This window comes from Streptomyces sp. NPDC057900, from assembly GCF_042887885.1.
Taxonomy (GTDB): domain Bacteria; phylum Actinomycetota; class Actinomycetes; order Streptomycetales; family Streptomycetaceae; genus Streptomyces.
In genome coordinates, this window is record NZ_JBHVOI010000004.1 from 178,493 (window position 1) to 197,726 (window position 19,234).

Annotated in this window: 17 protein-coding genes and 1 tRNA gene; 8 read left to right on the forward strand and 10 right to left on the reverse strand. The window is 70.4% G+C overall.

The window, feature by feature from the left end; genetic code table 11:
- Positions 1–12: 12 nt before the first annotated feature.
- The 3 genes from ACFVQ0_RS18380 to ACFVQ0_RS18390 are packed head-to-tail and all read right to left on the reverse strand — an operon-like array spanning position 13 to position 2,012.
- Positions 13–921 carry an aminoglycoside phosphotransferase family protein gene (locus ACFVQ0_RS18380; RefSeq protein ID WP_390089199.1) on the reverse strand — a complete coding sequence of 303 codons (909 nt, stop codon included), beginning with the start codon at positions 919–921 and terminating at the stop codon, positions 13–15.
- A 60-nt stretch (positions 922–981) separates the two neighbouring features.
- Entirely contained in the window at positions 982–1,191 is a 210-nt protein-coding gene (locus tag ACFVQ0_RS18385) for a DUF397 domain-containing protein (RefSeq protein ID WP_390089201.1), read from the reverse strand.
- Positions 1,188–2,012, reverse strand: coding sequence for a helix-turn-helix domain-containing protein (locus ACFVQ0_RS18390; RefSeq protein ID WP_390089202.1), 825 nt, complete (start codon positions 2,010–2,012; stop codon positions 1,188–1,190). Before ACFVQ0_RS18390 ends, ACFVQ0_RS18385 begins: the two co-directional genes overlap by 4 nt.
- Before the next feature lie 136 nt (positions 2,013–2,148).
- On the opposite strand from ACFVQ0_RS18390, the gene ACFVQ0_RS18395 reads away from it, so the two are divergent.
- Positions 2,149–2,457, forward strand: a complete 309-nt coding sequence (locus tag ACFVQ0_RS18395; protein ID WP_390089204.1) for a hypothetical protein — start codon at positions 2,149–2,151, stop codon at positions 2,455–2,457.
- Between the two features lie 116 nt (positions 2,458–2,573).
- Positions 2,574–3,689: an ADP-ribosylglycohydrolase family protein gene (locus ACFVQ0_RS18400; RefSeq protein WP_390089205.1), complete on the forward strand. Its 1,116-nt coding sequence runs from the start codon at positions 2,574–2,576 to the stop codon at positions 3,687–3,689.
- Positions 3,690–3,784: 95 nt separating this feature from the next.
- Here ACFVQ0_RS18400 and ACFVQ0_RS18405 read toward each other — a convergent pair whose 3' ends face one another.
- Together ACFVQ0_RS18405 and ACFVQ0_RS18410 are read right to left on the reverse strand one after the other, a co-directional pair.
- Positions 3,785–5,392 (reverse strand): sodium:solute symporter family protein, encoded by a 1,608-nt coding sequence (locus ACFVQ0_RS18405; protein WP_390089207.1) that lies wholly within the window; start codon positions 5,390–5,392, stop codon positions 3,785–3,787.
- Positions 5,393–5,747: 355 nt separating this feature from the next.
- Complete coding sequence (locus ACFVQ0_RS18410; RefSeq protein WP_390089209.1) at positions 5,748–6,530, reverse strand: SDR family oxidoreductase; 783 nt, start codon at positions 6,528–6,530, stop codon at positions 5,748–5,750.
- A 79-nt stretch (positions 6,531–6,609) separates the two neighbouring features.
- On the opposite strand from ACFVQ0_RS18410, the gene ACFVQ0_RS18415 reads away from it, so the two are divergent.
- Entirely contained in the window at positions 6,610–7,491 is an 882-nt protein-coding gene (locus tag ACFVQ0_RS18415; RefSeq protein WP_390089211.1) for a hypothetical protein, read from the forward strand.
- Between the two features lie 143 nt (positions 7,492–7,634).
- Here ACFVQ0_RS18415 and ACFVQ0_RS18420 read toward each other — a convergent pair whose 3' ends face one another.
- The 3 genes from ACFVQ0_RS18420 to ACFVQ0_RS18430 form a co-directional block, all read right to left on the reverse strand.
- Entirely contained in the window at positions 7,635–7,841 is a 207-nt protein-coding gene (locus ACFVQ0_RS18420) for a DUF397 domain-containing protein (protein WP_024491268.1), read from the reverse strand.
- A 206-nt stretch (positions 7,842–8,047) separates the two neighbouring features.
- Complete coding sequence (locus tag ACFVQ0_RS18425) at positions 8,048–8,917, reverse strand: helix-turn-helix domain-containing protein (protein WP_390089213.1); 870 nt, start codon at positions 8,915–8,917, stop codon at positions 8,048–8,050.
- Positions 8,918–9,166: 249 nt separating this feature from the next.
- Positions 9,167–9,889, reverse strand: a complete 723-nt coding sequence (locus ACFVQ0_RS18430; RefSeq protein ID WP_390089215.1) for a GPP34 family phosphoprotein — start codon at positions 9,887–9,889, stop codon at positions 9,167–9,169.
- Positions 9,890–10,083: 194 nt separating this feature from the next.
- Between ACFVQ0_RS18430 and ACFVQ0_RS18435 the strand changes: the two genes are divergently transcribed.
- The 4 genes from ACFVQ0_RS18435 to ACFVQ0_RS18450 all read left to right on the forward strand — a co-directional run bounded on the left by ACFVQ0_RS18435 (position 10,084) and on the right by ACFVQ0_RS18450 (position 15,688).
- The gene (locus tag ACFVQ0_RS18435) at positions 10,084–12,570 is read left to right on the forward strand and encodes a D-alanyl-D-alanine carboxypeptidase (RefSeq protein ID WP_390089802.1); all 2,487 of its coding nucleotides are present in this window, start codon (positions 10,084–10,086) and stop codon (positions 12,568–12,570) included.
- Positions 12,571–12,817: 247 nt separating this feature from the next.
- Positions 12,818–14,626 (forward strand): MFS transporter, encoded by a 1,809-nt coding sequence (locus ACFVQ0_RS18440; RefSeq protein ID WP_390089216.1) that lies wholly within the window; start codon positions 12,818–12,820, stop codon positions 14,624–14,626.
- A 148-nt stretch (positions 14,627–14,774) separates the two neighbouring features.
- A complete protein-coding gene (locus ACFVQ0_RS18445) occupies positions 14,775–15,293 on the forward strand; it encodes a hypothetical protein (RefSeq protein WP_390089218.1) in 519 nt (172 codons plus the stop codon).
- The gene (locus tag ACFVQ0_RS18450; RefSeq protein WP_390089219.1) at positions 15,290–15,688 is read left to right on the forward strand and encodes a winged helix-turn-helix domain-containing protein; all 399 of its coding nucleotides are present in this window, start codon (positions 15,290–15,292) and stop codon (positions 15,686–15,688) included. Before ACFVQ0_RS18445 ends, ACFVQ0_RS18450 begins: the two co-directional genes overlap by 4 nt.
- Before the next feature lie 162 nt (positions 15,689–15,850).
- On the opposite strand, the gene ACFVQ0_RS18455 is transcribed toward ACFVQ0_RS18450, so the two are convergent.
- The gene (locus ACFVQ0_RS18455; RefSeq protein ID WP_390089221.1) at positions 15,851–18,568 is read right to left on the reverse strand and encodes an FG-GAP-like repeat-containing protein; all 2,718 of its coding nucleotides are present in this window, start codon (positions 18,566–18,568) and stop codon (positions 15,851–15,853) included.
- 181 nt (positions 18,569–18,749) lie between these two features.
- Positions 18,750–18,878 (reverse strand): hypothetical protein, encoded by a 129-nt coding sequence (locus ACFVQ0_RS18460; RefSeq protein ID WP_390089223.1) that lies wholly within the window; start codon positions 18,876–18,878, stop codon positions 18,750–18,752.
- A gap of 275 nt (positions 18,879–19,153) precedes the next feature.
- Between ACFVQ0_RS18460 and ACFVQ0_RS18465 the strand changes: the two genes are divergently transcribed.
- Positions 19,154–19,228 (forward strand) — tRNA-Trp (locus tag ACFVQ0_RS18465).
- Positions 19,229–19,234 lie beyond the last annotated feature (6 nt).

Below are 19,234 nucleotides of genomic sequence, written 5' to 3' on the forward strand. Positions count from 1 at the left end.
GGCGGGAGAGCCTCAGCCGAACCGCTCGTGGTCCTCCAGCACCGCGTCGATCACCCGGAGCTCATGCGCGGCGCCGACGGGGTCCGTGCCGATGTCCCCGGTCAGGTTCAGCAGCGCCTTCCACAGCGACCACCCGCGGGCCCGCGCCCAGGTACCGGCGTCCTGGCCGACGGCCTGCCGGAACGCCTCCCGGCTCTCGCCGGAGAACAGCCCCCAAGCGATCACCAGGTCGCAGGCGGGGTCACCGACCCCCGACGTGCCGAAGTCGATGACGGCCGTCAGCTCACCGCCGTCCACGAGCAGGTTGCCGTGGGCGATGTCGCCGTGGAACCAGACCGGTTCCCCCTGCCAGGGCGCGGCGAGCGCGGCCTCCCAGACCGCGCGGGCCCGCCCGGTGTCCACGCGGCCCTCCAACGCGGCCAGGCAGCGCCGGGTCTCCGCGTCGTAGTGGGCGGGCGAGGCGCCCCGGTACCAGCTGTGCTCCCCGGCGGCCGGCCCGTCCGTCGCGTCGCACCGCTGGAGAGCGAGGACGAATTCGGCCACGGAGCGCGCGAACCGGGGAACGTCGTCGATACGGTCGAGGGCCGCCGTCTCACCGCGCAGCCAGCGGCGGACCGACCACGGATACGGATAGCCCTCCCCCGGAGCGCCCAGGGCCAGCACCGGGGGAACGGCGACCGGCAGCGACGGGGCGAGGCGCGGCAGCCAGTGGTGCTCCTTCTCCACGGCGGGCACGTAACCGGCCGCCGTGGGCAGCCGCACCGTCATCGCGTCGCCCAGGCGGTACGTCCGGTTGTCCCAGCCGTCCACCGCCACGGGCGTCACCGGAAGACCGCTCCAATGCGGGAACTGGGCGTCGATCAGGCGTTGCACGAGCGCGGCGTCGATTCCGGCGCGGCCGTCGGGGTGGGGGGATGCCATCCGGCGATCATCACGCCGCACGATCGGCCGAAGCAACCGGATTTGGCCCGAGGGCGCGGTTCACGCCGAGTGCTCCTCCCGGATGCCCTCGATGAACACGGTCCAGGCGCTGGGCCCGAAGGTGAGCGCGGGTGCGGTGGGGTTCTTGCTGTCGCGGACGGGGACGAGGTTGGGGATGGCGTCGGACACCTCGACGCAGTTGTTGTCACCGCCGTCGCTGTAGCTGGACTTGCGCCAGGTGGCGGTGGAGAGGTCGGGGGCAGGGCTCATGATCTGTGCTCCTTCAGGACACCCCTGATGAACATGGCGGATTCCGACGGGGGCAGCGTCAGATCCCGGAGCCGATCGTAGGACAGCCGGTAGCGCGTCACGGCAGCCGCGTCCTCGATCAACTCGGCGCATCCGTTGCCCTCTGTGTAGGCAACGGCACTCGCGTCGTCCTGCCACAGCAGTGTCAGGGAGCCGTCCATCAGGTGGTGTGCCCCGACGGTGAAGGGGAGGACCTGGAGGGCGACGAAGGCCATCTCGCTCATGTCGACGAGATGGGCCAGCTGTTCGTCCCACGCCTTGGAGTCCGCGACCGGCCGCCGGAGCGCGTACTCGTCCATGATGATTCGTACGGACGGAGGCGGTGTACGGTGCAGCAGCTGCTGGCGGCCCATGCGCGCTATCACCTGCTCCTCCACCAACTCGGCTTCCGCGTCGGTCTCCTGGGCGCCAGACAGTAGGGCGCGCGCCACCTTCTCGGTCTGGAGCAGACCAGGGATGCCGAGGGCGAACTTGTGCATGATGCGAGCCGTGTTCTCCAGCCGCATGAACTCCTTGTACCGGTCCTTGAAGACCTCCTTGCGCGCCACCTTCCAGAGCTGCACCAGCAGCCCCCCGGAGTCGTAGAACCGGTCCAGGTCCTCCATCACCGCGAGCTTGGACAGGCGTTGGCTGACCTCCAGGCGGTACAGGTAGCTCTTGTCGTAGCGGGTCTCCTCGGCGAGCTGGCCCAGGGACCGGCCCGACTTCTCGCGCAGGTACCGCAGCGCCCGCCCGAGCGCGGCGCGGCCGGACTCGTCGTCGGTGGTGGTCGGTTCAGTCATCAACGGCCCTCCGTTGTCCCGTGCGCGGGCAATCGCGTGCCCCTGTCCGAGCGTACGGCGCAGGCGTAATCATCGAGTCACGATCCGTCATCGCCACCCGATGGTGGGACGCACCCCCACCGCGTCAGGAGCAGTCATGGCCCACCTCCCTCCCCGCCTCCTTCCCTGGCTCTCGCCGGAGGGCAAGCCGTGCTGGCTGAGCACCGACGATCCCGACAGCCGGATGTCGCGGCTCGCCGATGACGTGGAGGACGAGCAGATGGAGTGCGGCGAGCAGGTCTGCGCCGGGGCGCGTGCCGTGCTGGCGGACCGGGCGGCGGGGGAGCGGGCGGTGCGGTTCGCGCTCAGCCGGGCCACGGAGTCGCTGGCCGACGTACTGCGCATCGCGCACAGCAGGGGGCTCCGGACGCAGTGGGAATCCCCGGAGAATGCCGCGCAAAACTGAACCGAACCGCCACTTCGTACATACTGTTCCGCCCCCTTGACCACATGGTCGTTCGATTACAGTGCTGCGCAGTTACCGCGCGGTCACACCTGGGCGGTCCTACGGGGAGGGGCACGGTGAGCACAGGGACCACGGCTGTCTGGGGCCGTGCCGAACAGCAGGACTTCCGCAGCCGGGTACGTGGCGCGCTGCTCGGCGGCGCCATCGGGGACGCGCTCGGCGCGGGCGTCAGCGGGCTCTCGCTGGAGGAGATCCGCGAGGCGCACGGCACCGACGCGGTCACCGATCTCGTCCCCGCGCACGGCGGACGCGGCCTCGTCACCGCCGTCACCCAGCTCAACCTGTTCACCGTGGACGGGCTGATCCGCGCCCAGGTCCGCCGCGACATCGGCGCCTGGCACCCGCCCACGGATCTGCACCGGGCGTACCTGCGGTGGGCCGCCACCCAGCACGACTGGGGGCCCGACGAACGCCGCGAGGACAACGGCTGGCTCGCCGGGCAGGAGTGGCTCTACGCGCGCCGCGCCCCCACCCGGGAATGCCTCAACGGCCTCGGCGACACCGTCATGGGCACCCTCGACCGGCCCAAGAACCCCGCCGCGCACGATGCGGCGGCGCTCACCCGGTCCGCGCCGTTCGGGCTGCTGGTCGGCTGGGAGCCGCAGCTCGTGCTCCAACTGGCCGTCGAGTGCGCCGCCCAGACCCACGGCCACCCCACCGCGCTGCTCTCCTCCGGCGCCCTCGCCGTGATGGTGCACGGGCTGGCGCGCGGCGAGACGCTGGACGGTTCCGTGCAGCAGGCCCTCGCCCTGCTCGCGGAGCGGCCGGGGCACGAGCCCGTCACGGAGGCGGTCCAGCAGGCCCTCGGGACCGTGCGGCAGGGCATACCCGGGCCCGCTCTCATCGAGTCCCTGGGTGCCACGGACTCCGCGGAGGAGGTGCTCGCCGTGGCGGTGTACTGCGCGCTGGTGGGCGAGGACGTCCGGCACGGACTGCGGCTGGCCGTGAACCACGGCGGACCGTCGGCGGCGACCGGGGCCCTGTGCGGGGCGCTGCTCGGCGCGCTGCACGGCGAGACCGCGCTGCCGCCGGCCTGGCTGGCCGAACTGGAGGGCCGGGCGACGCTGCTCGAACTCGCGGACGACTTCGCCATGGAGATGACCCAGGGCCCCGCCCTGCACAGCCCGGCCGCCGTCGCGGCGGGCTGGCTGGCGCGCTACCCGCGCGGCTGAGGACCGGAGGCCGAAGGAGGGGTGCGGGGCGGGTTACGGGACGCCGCCGCATCCCGTGACCCACCCCGCACCCCCGTTCCGTGGAACCGCGCGGGTCAGTCCTTCGCGCCGTTCGCGCCGGGGCCGCCCCGCACGTTCTCCGTCTCCTCGGCGAGCGCCACGCCCTGGGGGCCGGCCTGTGCCGGTACGGTCGCGCCGATGCCGGGGCCGTCGCCGTCCGTGTTGATCCGCTCGATGATCGCGTCGCGCTCCGGGGTGTCCTCCGGCTTGATGAAGCCGATGACGATGAAGAGCACCAGTGAGATCGCCAGCGGCAGCGCCACCTGGTACTGCAACGCCACGTTCGTCTTCGTCGAACCGTCGAAGTTGTAGTTGGTGAAGTAGAACGCCAGCAGACCGGCCGCCCAGCTGACGAGCGCCGCCGTCGGCCCCGACTTACGGAATCGGCGCAGCAGGCCCAGCATGAACGGGATCGCGATCGGACCCATCAGACCGGCGACCCACTTGATGACGACGGAGATGATGTCCTTGAACGTCGGCGAGTTGATCTGGGTCGCCAGCGCCATCGACAGACCCAGGAAGCCGAGCGTGGACAGGCGCGCGGCCAGCAGCCCGGCGCGGGCGCTCCAGTTGCGGGCGGCCTTGGAGAAGACCGGGGCGATGTCACGCGTGAAGACGGCCGCGATGGCGTTGGCGTCGGAGGAGCACATGGCCATCGTGTGCGAGAAGAAGCCGACGACGACCAGGCCCAGCAGCCCGTGCGGCAGCAGCTGCTCGGTCATCAGCGCGTAGCTGTCGGAGGCGTCCGGCTTCTCCGCGTGGACCAGCAGCGGGGCGCACCACATCGGGAAGAACAGGACGGTCGGCCAGACCAGCCACAGGATGGCGGACAGCCGGGCCGAACGGGTCGCGGAGGCGGCGGAGTCCGTGGCCATGTAGCGCTGGGCCTGGTTCCACATGCCGCCGTTGTACTCGAAGGTCTTGATGAACAGGTAGGCCAGCAGGAAGGTCACGGTGTACGGGCCGGCCGTCGGGTCCGTGTGGCCCTCGGGGAGCTTGTCCCAGACCGTCCACAGCGTGCTGAAGCCGTCCAGCTTGCTCATCGCGGTGACGAGCATCGCGACACCGGCGAACAGCTGGATGACGAACTGCCCCAGCTCGGTGAGCGCGTCGGCCCACAGACCGCCGACCGTGCAGTAGATGGCCGTGATGATGCCGGTGATGAAGATGCCCTGGGTCAGCGTGATGCCGGTGAAGACGGAGAGCAGGGTGGCGATGGCGGCCCACTTGGCGCCGACGTCCACGATCTTCAGCAGCAGACCGGACCAGGCGAGCGCCTGCTGGGTCTGGATGTTGTAGCGGTTCTTGAGGTATTCGAGCGGCGAGGCGACGTGCAGCCGTGAGCGCAGCCGGTTGAGCCGGGGCGCGAAGAGCTTGGCGCCGATGCCGATCCCGATGGCGATCGGCAGCGACCACGTCACGAAGGACGTGACGCCGTACTGGTACGCGATTCCGGCGTAGCCGGTGAACATCACCGCGCTGTAGCCGGACATGTGGTGCGAGATGCCGGACAGCCACCACGGCATCTTGCCGCCGGCCGTGAAGAAGTCGCTGACGTTGTCGACACGCTTGTGGGACCAGAGTCCGATCGCGATCATCACGCCGAAGTAGCCGATGAGCACGACCCAGTCGAGACTGTTCATGTGCCCCCTCCTGGGGTCCGCCTTGTGAACGGGTACGCACTTCGTCAGTACGGCCGCTCAGCGGGGCCCCCGTGCGGGAGCGGGGACATCGGGGATTGAACCGCCTGTCCGGTCCCCCGGTCAAGGTCTCTCGCGGTCAGGGATGTGAACGCGGATCAGTAAGACGAACGATTTTACGTGTTCTTGACTCGCGGGGGCGTTGTCGCGAACGTGACGGCGGCCACACCATGAGCAGGCGCTTCGTCAGGCTGTGCAGAGAACGAGGACACGTCCAGGAACGCCGAAGAACGCAGAGAGACCGCACGGGATGCGGGTCCCGTGCGGCCGAGAAGGAGGAGAGCTCTGTACGAGAGTCTCAGCGCATCAGCTCGCCCGCGTTGACCAGCAGGGACTGCCCGGTGATCGCCCGCGCCCGGTCGGAGGCCAGGAACACCGCCGCCTCCGCCACATCGCCGTCCGTGGCCAGCTCCGGAAGCGCCATGCGCTCGGAGAGCCTCCCCAGCACCTCGGCCTCCGGTACGCCCTCGGTGTGGGCGGTGAACTGTACGTAGGCCTGCACCGGCGGCCCCCACATCCAGCCCGGCAGCACCGTGTTCACCCGGATCCGGTGCGGCCCGAACTCCCGGGCCATGGAGTACATCGCGGAGGTCAGCGCGCCCTTGGAGGCCGCGTACGCCGCCTGCCACACCTGGGACGGCGCGGCCACCGCGGACTGCGTGCCGATGACGACGACCGAGCCGCCGCGCTCCTTCAGGGCGGGCAGGCAGGCGCGCGTCATCCGCAGGGTACCGAGCAGGTTGACGTCGATGACCGACTTCCAGGTGTCCAGGTCCGCGTCCTCGACACCGCCGAAGTAGCTGTCCCAGGCGGCGACATGGACGACCGCGTCGATCCGCCCGAACCGCTCGACGGCCAGTGCCGCGAGCGCGTCGCACTGCGCCTCGTCGGTGATGTCGGTGGGCAGGTGCGCGGTGTGGAGCCCCTCGGGATCGATCTCGGCGGCCGACTTGGCGAGATTGGCGGCGGTGCGCGCCCCGAGCACGGCGTTGCCGCCGTCCCGCACGACCGTGGCCGCGACCTGGTGGCCGAGTCCCGCGCCCACCCCGGAAACGATGACGGTCTTCCCCGCGAGCAACATCGGCGCCTCCCGGCCCTGGCAGTATTTCTGACGGGGCGTCAGAGTAGGTGGCTCCGGCGGAGTACGGAAGGGGAACGGCATGAGCGAGGAAACACGGGACGAGGCGGCGGGCGGGACGTCGCGGGACAGCGGGACGCGGAGCGACACCTACGCCGAACTGGCCGCGCTGGGACCGTACGGGGTCCGTCCCGGCCACGCGCTGATCACCATGGTGGAACCGCACCCGGGCCATGAGTACGCGTACAACCGCTGGTACGAGGACGACCACTACTACGCGGGCGCGATGGCCATGCCCTGGATGGCCGCCGGGCGGCGCTGGGTGGCCACCCGGGAACTCCAGGAGCTGCGGTACCCGGAGAAGTCCGCGATCGCGACACCGGTCGGCGCCGGCTGCTACCTGTCCACGTACTGGGTGACGGAGGGGCGCTACGACGACCACATGAAGTGGACCGTCGGGATCAACAAGCGGCTCAACCGGGACGGCCGGGTCTACCAGGACCGCACCCATGTCTTCACGGCGTTCCAGGACCACGAGGCGACGGTCTACCGGGACGGCGCCGCGGGCCCCCGCGACTTCCACGCCCTCGACCACCCCTACCGCGGACTGGTCCTGGAAGTGATCGACGCCGAAGGGCCCGAGCAGCGGGCCGAGTTGCTGGAGTGGCTGCGCTCGCGGCATCTGCCGAAGCGGCTGAGCGGGTCACCCGCGGCGATGGTGACGGTGTTCCGGCCCACACCGTTGCCGGGCGACCGAATGACGTACGTGAAGCAGGTCGAGGGCGTCGACACCCGGCTGACCCTGCTCTGGTTCCTCCAGGAGGAGCCCGGGCGGTGCTGGGACGAACACTTCACGGGGCTCGACGCGGCGGTCGCGGAATCGGGCCTGGGGCGGGTGGAGCTGGTGGCGCCGTTCATCCCGACCGTGCCGGGCACGGACCGCTACGTCGATCAGCTGCGCTGACGACATCCCCTCGATGGCGCTCCCCGCGGCCTCGCGGTGAGCCCCCTCGGCCAGGACGGCGAACCGGGCGAGAGGGCTACCCGCAGCACCGGGACCGGTGCGGCGACACAGCGTGGGAACTCATCGGTCGGGCGTCGAGTCGGTCAGGCGTCGAGCGCGCCCTTGGCGACATCGCGCACGAACGCGTTCCACGCGCCGGGGACGAAACCGATCGAAGGGCCCTCGGGAACCTTCGAGTCACGTACGGCGATAGCGCGCACGAGAGGGGACCTGACTTCGACGCAGGCGCCGTTGCCCCCGGAATACGACGACTTCGTCCACTTATCCGTAGCACCCTGACGAATGGCCATGTTCACTCCGGTTCAGAGAGTTGTGTGAGTGGCGCCAACGATGTTCAGCTGGCGTGATCGACGCTACTCGCCAAGCTCTCTGTGTGAAGGGGCCATTCACTCGACCGGATGGCATATACCATGCGGGTCTTCCATTACGAGGTGGCGGCGGTGTACCGTGCCGCCGCCCCACTCGTCACATCACTTCTCTTCTCTCGTTCCGGGGTTCAGGACGGGTCCAGCCGGGTGTAGCTCTTCGCGATCTCGTCGATGAAGATCCGGGTCTGCTCCACATTCAGGGCCTGCGCCCGCAAATGCTCGTACATGACGCTGTACAGCTGGACGTCATTCGCCTTCTCCAGATAGAGATCGCTGGTGACTCCCTCGATGTAGACGACGCTGGAATCCGCGGCGTCCGGGAATTCGAGGATGGCGTACTGCCCGTTGATTCCGGGGTGGGCGCCCATGTCGAAGGGCAGCACCTGGACGGTCACGTGCGGCAGGTGCGACAGCTCGACCAGGTGTTCCAGCTGCTCGATCATCACCTGCTTGTCGCCGACCAGCCGGCGCAGCGCGGACTCGTCGATCACCGCCCACAGCCGCAGCGGATGCTCGGGAGAGCTGATCCGGTCCTGGCGGCGCAGGCGGACACTCACGCGCTTGTCGATATCGCTCTGCGGCGCCTCCGGCAACGCACCCCTGATCAGCGCCTCGGCGTACTGCCGGGTCTGCAGCAGGCCCGGGATCACCTGGGGTTCGTACACCCGCAGCGATTCGGCATCGGTCTCCAGACCGATGTAGACGCTGTACGGGATGTCTCCGAAGGCATGCCACCAGCCCTGCTGGCGGGAGTCCTTGGCCATCTGCATGAGCGAGTCGACGACCCGGACGTCCTCTACCTCGTACACCCCGCAGAGGTCGCGGACATCGCGCTGGCTGATGGAACGGCGGCCGTTCTCCAGGCGGCTGATCTTCGACTGCGAGACCAGCAGTCGCTCCGCCACCTCTTCTGCGGTCATGCCCTTGATCTCGCGCAGGCGGCGCAATTCCTGACCCAACCGGCGTCGTCTGACGGTGGGATTGACGTTGGACGGCACGGAAACGGCACCTCCGGCTATGTAGCTGTGCGTATCTACTGCTCAGCAGATTGCCACCCTCGGCCCCGGCCGCGCTGGAAAACGCACACACGCAGCGGCGCGGGGCAGCCGGTGGTACCGGCTGCCCCGCGCTTGGTGCGGCTCCCGGACCGGGTCTTTGGGGGACGTCGGTGCGGCGGTATTCGGTTGTTGCGATGGTGCTGTGGTGCGGTGCTGCTGTGCGGGTGCTGCGTCGGCGCTCGTGCCGCCCTAGTGGGCCGCGGTCTGCGCCATGCTGTCGCGACGTGACTGCGACTGTGCTTGCGGTTGCAACGGAACGCCTGCCGCCTGATTGCGGCGCGGCTGTGCGACCGCCCCGTTCTGGACGTCCATGACGGCGTGCGCCACGAGACCGCCCATCGGGTCGTGTCTGATCAGATCCCGGAGCCGGGAGCGCGAGGAGCGCCCCTCGTTCCCGGGGTACAGGTGCTTGCCGAGTCCGACCGCGTGGGCCAGTGCGGCGAGCGCCGCGGTCCGCGGGTCCGGCGGTACGCCGGTGCGGATCGCGCTGTCCAGCCGGGCCTTGATGTCCCGGCTGATTGCCGTGTCCGTCGCCTGGTAGCGAGTTGTCGGCAGCACTCCGCACATCTGGCCCGCCACGGCATGCACCATGCCGCACCGCTCCAGATGAGCGAGGTAAATCTGGCGAAGCCCCAGTCGGGGTCCGCCGATCCAGTGGACGGCCCGGACCGGGCTGCCGCGTCTGCGCAGCAGTTCCAGTGCGGAGTCCAGAGTCGGATCTCCTGTCGGCCGTGGCATCACCACGGCGATACGATCCCCGTCAGGGGCTATCCGTCCTGCCAGGGCCAGCTCTACTAGCTGGGCTCCGGCGAGGCCGAGGTCGAGCGACTGCGGCTGCGCTGTGGTACCCGTGGTCGGGTCCAGAGCGAGCAACAGAAGCTCCTCCGGAATTGTTCTGCGGCTCCTGCCCATCCATGCCTCCCCGCGTGGATGAGTGACAGGGTGACCCCTCTCACATCTGTCTGTCGAGGGTGCCTGGGTGCTTTGTACTGGAACCAGTAGGTATGTCGTTCTCGTCTAGCAGCTCAGCCGAGGGTTCACACGGGACACTGGTAGATGGTTCGGACAGCGCGGGGATGTCCCCGTGCCGCATGGAGGAGGCATCGGTGGCGGGCGAGTCCCCCGACAAGTCGGAGCAGCGGAAGTCGTCGGGAACGGCTCGGAGCGAGCACGATCCGCGGCTCTCGGTGTTCCGCGAACCCGCCGCACCGGCGGAGTCCGGCGGCAGGACGGACACGGCGACGGCCGTCTTCGGTACGCAGCGGTCCGAGTCGCCGGCCGACGGCGAGTCCTCGGCTGAGCCCGCGGCTGAGCCCTCGGACGAGTCTTCCGCGGCCGCGGCGGAGGCCCCCGAGGCCCCCGAGGGCCCTGGGAGCCCGGTGGAGGCCCCTGAGGCCGCGTCGGGCGCCCCGGAGGAGCCCGGTGAGCCCGAGGCGCCCGCAGAGCCCGCAGAGCCCGGGGAGGGCGACGAGCCCGCTGGGGCGGAGAGCGATGCGGCGGAGGCCGAGGCCGATGCTGAAGCCGAGCCCGAGCCCGAGGAGGGCGATGCTCGGCTGCGTGCGGCGGTTGCCGCCTGGGTGTCGACGGACGGCGAGGCGCGGGACGACGAGCCTGGCGAGGGCCCGGCTGACGGCGGCCCGTCCGACGAGGAGCCTGTGGCGAAGGCCGAGGACCCCAGCTCGGAGCCCGACGAAGACGGCGAGGACGACGAGTCCGGCGACGGTGACGGGGAATCCGAGCGGGAGCCCGACGCGAAGTCGGACGTGAAGCCGGACACGAAGCCGGACGTGAAGCCGGACACGAAGCCGGACACGAAGCCGGACGTGAAGTCCGACGAGAAGTCCGAAACGGAGTCCGACCCCGACGAAGACTCCGCCACAGAGTCCAAGTCAGACGCGGAATCCACCCCGGCGCCCGACGAAAAGGCTGCCGAAGAGCCGAAGCCCGACGAAGAGCCGAAGCCCGACGAAGAGCCGAAGCCCGACGCGGAGCCCGGTATCGACCAGGCGACCGCCGTCTTCAAGGCGCCCAAGCTGCCCCGCGTCGACCAGCCGACGACCTCGCTGAAGATCAGCCCGACGTCAGCCGGGAAGTCGAAGCAGAAGCCGAAGTCCGAGCCCGAGCCCGAGTCCCCCGCGGAGCGGACCAGCAAGTTCGTACCGCTGCGGGCCGACGACGTGCGGCCGGCGCCCGCCCCTGAGGCCGGTCAGGACCGGCCGGGGGCCACCCCCGCGTGGGGTGCCCAGCTGCCGAGTGACGCGTCGCTCGGGGGTGCCGAGCGGACCAGGCAGCAGCCGATGCCGCCCAGGCCGCCGCTCGACCTGCTGGCCGAGCTGACGAACACCCCGCCGCCGCCGGAGACCCCGGTCCGTACGGCCGTGCGGAGGGTCAAGATCTGGACACCGCTGGTGCTCCTGCTGCTGATCGCGTTTGCAATCGTGCAGATGGTGCGTCCGCTGCCGGAGCCGGCGCTCGTGATGTCGGCGGAGTCCACGTACACGTTCAAGGGCGCGGACCTGAAGCTCGAATGGCCCGCGCAGGGGCAGTCGGCGGTCAGCGTGGACGGGGTCGGTTCGCTCGGCTCCGCGGGAGCGCAGAAGCCGGCGCCGATCGCCAGCGTCGCCAAGATCATGACGGCGTACGTGATACTCCAGGGCCACCCCCTCGCCGGCAAGGACGAGGGCGAGAAGATCACTGTCGATCAGCAGGCGGAGGACGAGTCCAAGGCGGAGGACGAGTCCAAGGTGCCGATCAGCAAGGGGCAGCAGTTCACGGAGAAGCAGATGCTCCAGCTCCTGATGATCCCCTCGGGCAACAACGTGGCGCGGCTCCTCGCCCGCTGGGACGCCTCGTCGGAGGCCGCCTTCGTCACCAAGATGAACGACGCGGCCAAGAAGCTCGGCATGAGCCACAGCACGTACACGGACCCGAGCGGCCTGAAGAAGACCACCGTCTCCACCGCCGACGACCAGCTCAAGCTGGCCGCCGCCGTCATGAAGAACGAGGTGTTCCAGGGGATCGTCGACACCCCGCAGATCAAGATCGACGGCATCGACACGACGATCTACAACAACAACACCATCCTGCTGGAGCCGGGCGTCAGCGGCATCAAGACCGGTTCCTCCACCCCGGCGGGCGGCAATCTGATCTGGTCGGCCAACACCGTCGTGGACGGCAAGAAGCTGTGGATCTACGGCGCCGTCATGGGGCAGCAGGCGGGAACCGGCCAGCCGTACGACAGCCTGGTGATGTCGCTGTCCAACAGCCTCAAGCTGATCAAGGGCGCGCAGGAGGCCGTGATCTCCGCCAAGGCGGTCCACAAGGGCGACGTCGTCGGATATGTGGACGACGGGTTCGGCGGCCACACCCCGCTGGTCGCGACCGCGGACCTGAAGGCGATGGGCTGGCAGGGACTCAAGGTGGAACTCTCCGTGACGGGCAACGGCAAGGAGATCTCGCGCACCATGAAGGCGGGCACGAAGGTCGGCATGGTGACGGTGGGAACGGGCAGCGGCCGGGTCAGCGCACCCGTCGCCCTCCAGCAGGATCTGACGGAACCGGGCTTCGGACAGAAGCTGACCCGCATCAGCTGATGCGGCGGACGGAGCGGACAGGGCGGCCGGTGCGGCCGGGCCCCTGAAGGCGCGGCCCCCTGTGTTCACGTGACGCGGTTCACGTGGGCGCGGGGGGTCCGGAGCCTTTCCGACCGGCGTCAGAGGCTGCGTGCTAGCGTCCCAGGGGCAACGCGTGTATCCCGGAACGCGTTTTCCGGCACTGACGCCCGCGCTGCCAGCAGGTCGGCGGTTCCACCGCGTCCGGGGAAGGACGGGGAGAGTCGCAGTGACCACTGCTGAGCCGACACGTGCGAAGAACGGCGCAGGCCGGGCGCGCGGTCCGGGCGGGCAGACCGTACCGGAGGGCGCCGGTCGGTTCGAGGGTTTCAAGCGGCGCTGCGTACGCCATCCGGTCCTCCTGACGACCGCGGTGGCCGCGGTCGTGCACATCCTCTGGTTCTTCTTCTTCGCGAACAGCGGCGGCGACATCGCGGCCCAGGACGCCTGGGCCGAGTTCGTCGGCCGACACCCCGGGACGGCGTACAACCTGGCCTGGTACGGGGGGATGCACCCCGTCTCGTACAGCGTCGTTTCGCCGTATCTGATGTCGCTGCTCGGTGTCCGTACGACGATGATGATCGTCGGTACGGTCTCTTCGGCGCTGACCGCGCTGATCCTGGTCAGGGTGCGGGCGGTCCGTAATCCGATCGCCTGCTCGATGGCCGGTGTCTTCGCGTACCTGTGCAACGCGCTGTCGGGCCGGGTGACGTTCGGGCTCGGCATGATGTTCGCGGTCGGTGCGGTGGCGGCGGTGTTCTGCTGGCCGTACCGCTGGCGGTACAAGCGGTGGGCGAAGGCGGCTGTCGCCGCGCCGCTCGCCGGACTCGCGACCGCCGGCAGCCCGGTGGCCGGGCTCTTCCTCGGTGTGGTCGCGGCGGCCCTGTTCCTGAACAAGCGCCGGCCCGGTGCGTACGCGCTGGGGGTGGCGCCGGTCGTGGTGGTGGCGCTCTCCGCGTGGCTGTTCCCGTTCTCGGGTACGCAGCCGATGTCGATCGCGACGCTGTCGCTGCCGTTCGTCTTCGCGGTCCTGGTCTTCTTCCTCGTGCCGCGCGACTGGAAGACGGTGCGGACGGCGGCCGCGGTCTACGGCATCGGGACGCTGCTGACGTACGTCGTGGACTCGCAGATCGGCTCGAACGTGTCGCGGATGGCGATGCTGTTCGCCGGGGTAGTGCTGCTGGCCGCGCTGCCGTACGTGGAGCCCCGTTCCCGGCGGTGGTACGCGCTGGTCCTCGCGTTCGCCGGGCTGAACTTCTGGATCGGGTTCAAGGGCGTGGACGACATAGTCCGCACCGCGCCGGACGCGTCCTGGGCGCGGTCGCTGGCTCCGCTGGTCAACCAGCTCCAGACGGTCGGTGCCGAACGCGGCCGGGTCGAGGTGGTCCCGCCGAGCAGCCACCGGGAGGCGTCCGCGCTGGCCCCCGTGGTGAACCTGGCCCGCGGCTGGAACCGGCAGGCCGACATGGAGCGCAACCCGCTCTTCTACGACGACACCCTGAACTCCGTGAACTACCGGCAGTGGCTCGACCGCTGGGCCGTGCACTACGTGGTGCTGCCGCAGGGCTCGCCCGACTCCAGTGGCGCGGTGCAGGAGGCGGAGCTGGTCAGCAAGGGGCTGCCGTACCTGAAGCCGATCTGGTCCAACTCCAACTGGCGGCTCTACTCGGTGGACAGCCCGGTCCCGCTGGCCGACCCGCCGGCGACGGTGGACGAGGCCGGTGCGGGGGAGCTGACCATCCACGTGAAGAAGGCGGGCCGGGTGCTGATCCGCATCCCGTACTCGCGTTGGCTCGCCGTGCTCGACGAGGAGGGCCGCAGCGTGGAGCGCCCCCAGGAGACGGAGGAGTCCAAACGCCGCGCGGACAAGGACATCCCCAGGGACTTCGTCAACACGAACGGCTGCCTGATCAAGCTGGAGGAGGACCAGTACGGCGACGAGTGGACGGAACTGCTGGCACCGCGCGCCGGCGTGTACCGGCTGGGCGCGCCGTACCAGCTGTCGCCGGGGACACCGTGCCCGGAAGAGCTGCGCTGACGGGAGCGGTGGGCTGACCGGGAGCGGCGGCTGACCGGAGCGGCGGATGTCGGAGGGGCATTCACTTTCCACCTCGGAAAGTTCATGCCATCATGGCAAGCGTCAGGCCGTTCGTGTCGTGCGTCCTCGGGAAGGATTCGGTGTGCCCATGTCGTCGTCGCTGGAGAACAAGTCCGCGCTCCCGGAGGGCGGTGGCGGGACGACGGTGTGCGCCGAGGACGCGCTGAGAGGTGTGGAGAGCGCCAGGGAGCGGGCTCGCCTCAAGGCCGGGCTGGCTCCCGCGTGGTACGGACCGGCCGCGGCGGTGACTCTGGTGCTGCCGAGCGTGGTGCAGGCCTGGAGCAGCGACAGGGGCGGCTGGGCGACGGCGGTGGCGCTTCTGGTGTCGCTCCTCGGGCTCGCGGCCGTGTTCGCGCTCGTCCGGGCGGCGAGGCGGGCGGTGGGAGTACGGGTGACGCGTTCCCTCTCTTCGCGCCTGAGCCGGAGCCGGATCGCGCTTCCGGCCGTCCTGGCGGCGGGTCTGGTGGCGGGCGGCTGCTGCTGGACGTCGGGGGCCGGGGCGGCTACGGCCCGGATCACGGCGTTCGCCGTGGCGGGGCTCGGGGTGTGGGGCGTATGCCTCGTCCGTAACGCGGCGATCGGTCGCGCGCTGAGAGAGCTCGCGTGAGGGACGATCCGCCGGGACGGGAGCGGGCCGCCCTTGACGAGACCATCCACCACCCGACCCGGCTGGCCGTGGTCGCCTTTCTCTCCGCGTGCGACGAGGCCGACTTCGCCGCCGTCCGCGACGGCTGCCAGGTGTCCGACTCGGTCCTCAGCAAGACCGCGTCGGCGCTGGAGGCCGCCGGCTACCTGCACGTCCGCAAGGGGCACGTCGGCAAGCGCCCCCGGACCTGGCTGTCCCTCACCCCTGCCGGCCAACAGGCCCTGGCCGGCCACGTCGCGGCCCTCCAGAACATCGTGACCACGGCCCGGGGAGCGGCCACGACCGCCCGGGGAGCGGCCACGACCGCCGGGGGAGCGGAGGAGCCGACGGCGCGACCTGTGCCGTCCCCCGAGTGAACGGCCGCTGACACCGGGAGGCGCGACAGTCCGTTCGCGAGGGCTGACGTCGCGCGGGTCACCGCCAACCAACGCGGGCCGGTGCCCGGCGGTTGTCCGCCGGGCACCGGCCCTTCCGTCCATCGTCCGTGTTGTCAGGGCCTCAGCGTGACGGCCCCGGCATCAGGGCGCCAGCGTCTGGCCGAGGTGGGCCGCCGCCGGGGTGCCGAGGTTGGAGCGGCCGTAGTAGACGGTGCTCTTGGGGGAGATCCCCGCGCTGCCGCTGTCCATCTGAAGGAAGACGCCGTCGCCGGCGTTCTCCCCGTCCGCACCGATCGCCAGGTCAGCGCGGCCGTAGCCGGACAGGTCCTGGAGGAGGACGGAGGACCCCATCCGGTCACCGGTCTCCGTGTCACCGGAGACGTCGGCCGTGTCCTGGCTGTAACTGACAGAGCCGGTACCGGAGATGCCGGTGGAGGTGCCCTTGAAGAGGATCACCGCGCCTGCGTCCACCCGGCTCACACCGGCCCGGGTGATGTCCTCGTTCGGGGATCCGGCCATGACGTCCGCGTACCCGTCGAGGTCGTAGTCGCCGACGGCGACGGAGGCGCCGAGTTCGTCGCCCGCCTCGCCGCCGCCCGGCACATTGGGGGAATCCTGTCCGAGAGTGATCGCGCCGGTCGCGGTGAGGCCGGTCGTCGTGCCCTTGAGCAGGGTGACCGAGCCGCCCTTGTCGGTCGTACCGGACTCGGTCGTGCCCGGCTGGCCGACGACCAGGTCGTCGATGCCGTCACCGGTGACGTCGCCGGCGGCCAGGGAGCGGCCGCCCTTCGCGGAGAGGATCCCGACGCGCTGCAGCCCGCCGGACGAGCCCTTGAGCCACAGGATGCGGGAAATGCCGCTCGGGTCACGGAAGTTGACGGCGGCGTCCGCGTAACCGTCCCGGTTGAAGTCGCCGGTGGCGACGGCCGCGTAGGAGACGGCCTCGGTGTAGGCGGTGGTGTTCAGGTACCCGGACGTGGCCGCGCCGGTGCCGGAGTCGTACGACCACCAGCGGCCGGGCTTGCCGGGCGCGACGGAGAAGATGTCGGACTTGCCGTCCGCGTTGAAGTCGCCGGTGGCGACGGAGGTGCCGAGCTTCTCACCGGCGGCGCGGGTCGCGGTCGCGGTTCCGTACGACGTGCCGGTGTTGAGCGCGGGGCCGTACATCACGGAGATCAGGCCCGAGTCGGCGTGGCCACTGGTGTCGTCCTCGCCGGGCGAGCCGATGACCAGGTCGCCGTATCCATCACCGTTGACATCGCCGTACGCGTTGGACGCGCCGAAGAGGTCGCCGGACTCGCTGCTGCCGGGGACGCCGGGGCTGTTCTGGTCGATGATCCGCCCTGCGGAGGCGACCGGGCCGTCGTCACCGCCCGGCACGACCGTGAGCGAACCCGCGCTGCTGCCCGTCTGCGGAGTGCCCGCGACCAGGTCGGTCACGCCGTCACCGTCGAAGTCCGAGCGGGTGAGGGCATGTGAGACGCCCGGCGAGGCGGCGAGGGTACGGACCAGCGGCAGCTTGCCGTACAGGGCGTCGCCGGGGCACAGCGTCGCGTTGGTGTCGCGGTGGCCGAAGACCCGGGGCAGCGTGATCGAGTCGCCCTGCGGGACCTTGTTGCCGTCCTGGCCGAGCGGTGAACCGGACACCAGGGTCACGTTGGAGCTCGGGCTGATGCCGTACATGCCGAACTTCCAGGCGACCACCCGGGAGATGGCCTCCAGGCCGGCCCGGGTCGGCTTCAGCGTCATCGTGTTGCCGATGTACGAGATGCCGACCGTGTTGGTGTTGAAGCCGACGTCGTGGGCGCCGATCACCGGGAGGTCCATGCCGCCGCTGCGGCCCTCGAAGATCTGGCCGCAGCGGTCGACCACGAAGTTGTAGCCGATGTCGTAGTACCCCCGGGCGAAGTGCTCCTGCTGGATGGTCCGCATCCGGGCCTTCGACTGGCTGCACGGGACGCCGTTGTCCTGGTCGACGCCGGTGTGATGGACGACGGCGGCCTTGATCTCCTGACCGTATTCGGGCGTGCCGTCGTAGTCCGTGGAGGCACCCCACTGGGCCTGGGTGATGATCGGCGGCTTGACGACGGTCGAGGGCAGGGGAGCCGGAGCGGCCGGCGCCCCGGAGGCCGTCGCCGTCGCGCTGGGCGTGGCGGGGACCGTCGGGTTCGCGGGTTCGGTGGGCGGTGCCGTCGGGTTCGCGGGTTCGGTGGGCGGAGGGGTGGTGTCCGTGGGTACGGGCGTATCGGTGCCCGTGTCCGACGGCGCCGGCGTGACGTCCCGCGCAGACGCGGCCGGCTTCGGGGCGCGGCCCGTCGGGTCGGTGCCGGGATCGAGGAGCTTCACGTCCATGCCGGACGGGAGCGCGGAGGCGGAGCCGTCGGCGGCGACCACCCGCACCTCGATGCCGTCCGACGGCCCGGTCCACACCGCGGAGGTGCCGCCGCGGGTCGCCGCGTCCTCGGCCTCCTTGCCGTCGGCGGAGAAGGGATCGTCCGGCAGCGCCTGCCAGCCCGACCACTTACCGGTCCCGACCCCCTTCGAACGTATCTGGGCCGTCCCCTTGAGCTCGGCCTCCGGGTCCGACCAGGTCAGCAGGGCGGCGCTGTACTCCTTGGTGTCCTGCTTCGGCAGCCCCTTGCGCCCGGCACCCTGTCCGGCGAGCCCCACCGTACGCACGGCCGCGGCCCGCGCCTTGTGCTCACCAGCCGCTCCGATCCCCGCCGTTCCGTTCCCGGCCGGACCTCCGACGGCGTAGGCCGCTGACCCCGCCCCGCTGAGGACGACGATGCCGACGGTCAGGAGTGCCCGTCTCCTCAGGCCCCGCGGTCTGTGCGTGTGCTTCTTACTCGTGCTCAATTCCCCACCCCATTGGTCTGGTTCGTGGTCACGTGAGTACTGCAAGTCTTCTTGTGAGTCTTGGAGTTCAGCGTCTGTGAAGCGTGGAGCGTCACACCAAGAGGCAAGTCCGGCCCGGCTATTGGGCGCGGCGGCCCGCGAGAAGCGGCGTCAGCCGCTGCTCGGCCCCGGTTCTCAGCGGCTACGCCTTGACGGTGTCCGACGTAGCCGCCCGGAACGACCCGGTCGCCGCGGCGTGCGCCGCCGGGACGCCGGCCAAAGGGATCGCGGTGGTGCCGATGACGGCCCAGGCCGCCCGTGATCTGAACATCAGTCCCCCCAGGGATGCCGAGATGCGCGCCGCGATCCCACCAGGTGTGACGTGGAGGCCGCGGCTGGAAGGCCTTTCTATCGGACGGCTCTGACATCGGGCTGGGGTTTTCGCCATCGCCTCGGCGCGCGCGGTGATTGCTGCCGTCCTGGCGCCGGGGGTGGGCAGCCCTTCCCCTTCCGGACGAGGGCTGCCGTCTGGAGAAGGCGGCCGCCGGGCACCCCGGCAGGTTCGGCCTCGTCGAAGCGCGCGGTCCAGTAGATTGCGGTCGGGGCGGAGCCGTAGCGCAGAGGTCGTCGCGCGCGGTCTCCAAAACCGCGAGGACGCCGGTTCGAATCCGGCCGGTTCTGCCTTCT

Bases quoted from the DNA above. Each gene is read 5' to 3' on its own strand.
- ACFVQ0_RS18380 (WP_390089199.1), bottom strand. From the start codon at position 921: ATGGCATCCCCCCACCCCGACGGCCGCGCCGGAATCGACGCCGCGCTC.
- ACFVQ0_RS18385 (WP_390089201.1), bottom strand. From the start codon at position 1,191: ATGAGCCCTGCCCCCGACCTCTCCACCGCCACCTGGCGCAAGTCCAGC.
- ACFVQ0_RS18390 (WP_390089202.1), bottom strand. From the start codon at position 2,012: ATGACTGAACCGACCACCACCGACGACGAGTCCGGCCGCGCCGCGCTC.
- ACFVQ0_RS18395 (WP_390089204.1), top strand. From the start codon at position 2,149: ATGGCCCACCTCCCTCCCCGCCTCCTTCCCTGGCTCTCGCCGGAGGGC.
- ACFVQ0_RS18405 (WP_390089207.1), bottom strand. From the start codon at position 5,392: ATGAACAGTCTCGACTGGGTCGTGCTCATCGGCTACTTCGGCGTGATG.
- ACFVQ0_RS18410 (WP_390089209.1), bottom strand. From the start codon at position 6,530: ATGTTGCTCGCGGGGAAGACCGTCATCGTTTCCGGGGTGGGCGCGGGA.
- ACFVQ0_RS18415 (WP_390089211.1), top strand. From the start codon at position 6,610: ATGAGCGAGGAAACACGGGACGAGGCGGCGGGCGGGACGTCGCGGGAC.
- ACFVQ0_RS18420 (WP_024491268.1), bottom strand. From the start codon at position 7,841: ATGGCCATTCGTCAGGGTGCTACGGATAAGTGGACGAAGTCGTCGTAT.
- ACFVQ0_RS18430 (WP_390089215.1), bottom strand. From the start codon at position 9,889: ATGGGCAGGAGCCGCAGAACAATTCCGGAGGAGCTTCTGTTGCTCGCT.
- ACFVQ0_RS18445 (WP_390089218.1), top strand. From the start codon at position 14,775: ATGTCGTCGTCGCTGGAGAACAAGTCCGCGCTCCCGGAGGGCGGTGGC.
- ACFVQ0_RS18460 (WP_390089223.1), bottom strand. From the start codon at position 18,878: ATGTTCAGATCACGGGCGGCCTGGGCCGTCATCGGCACCACCGCGATC.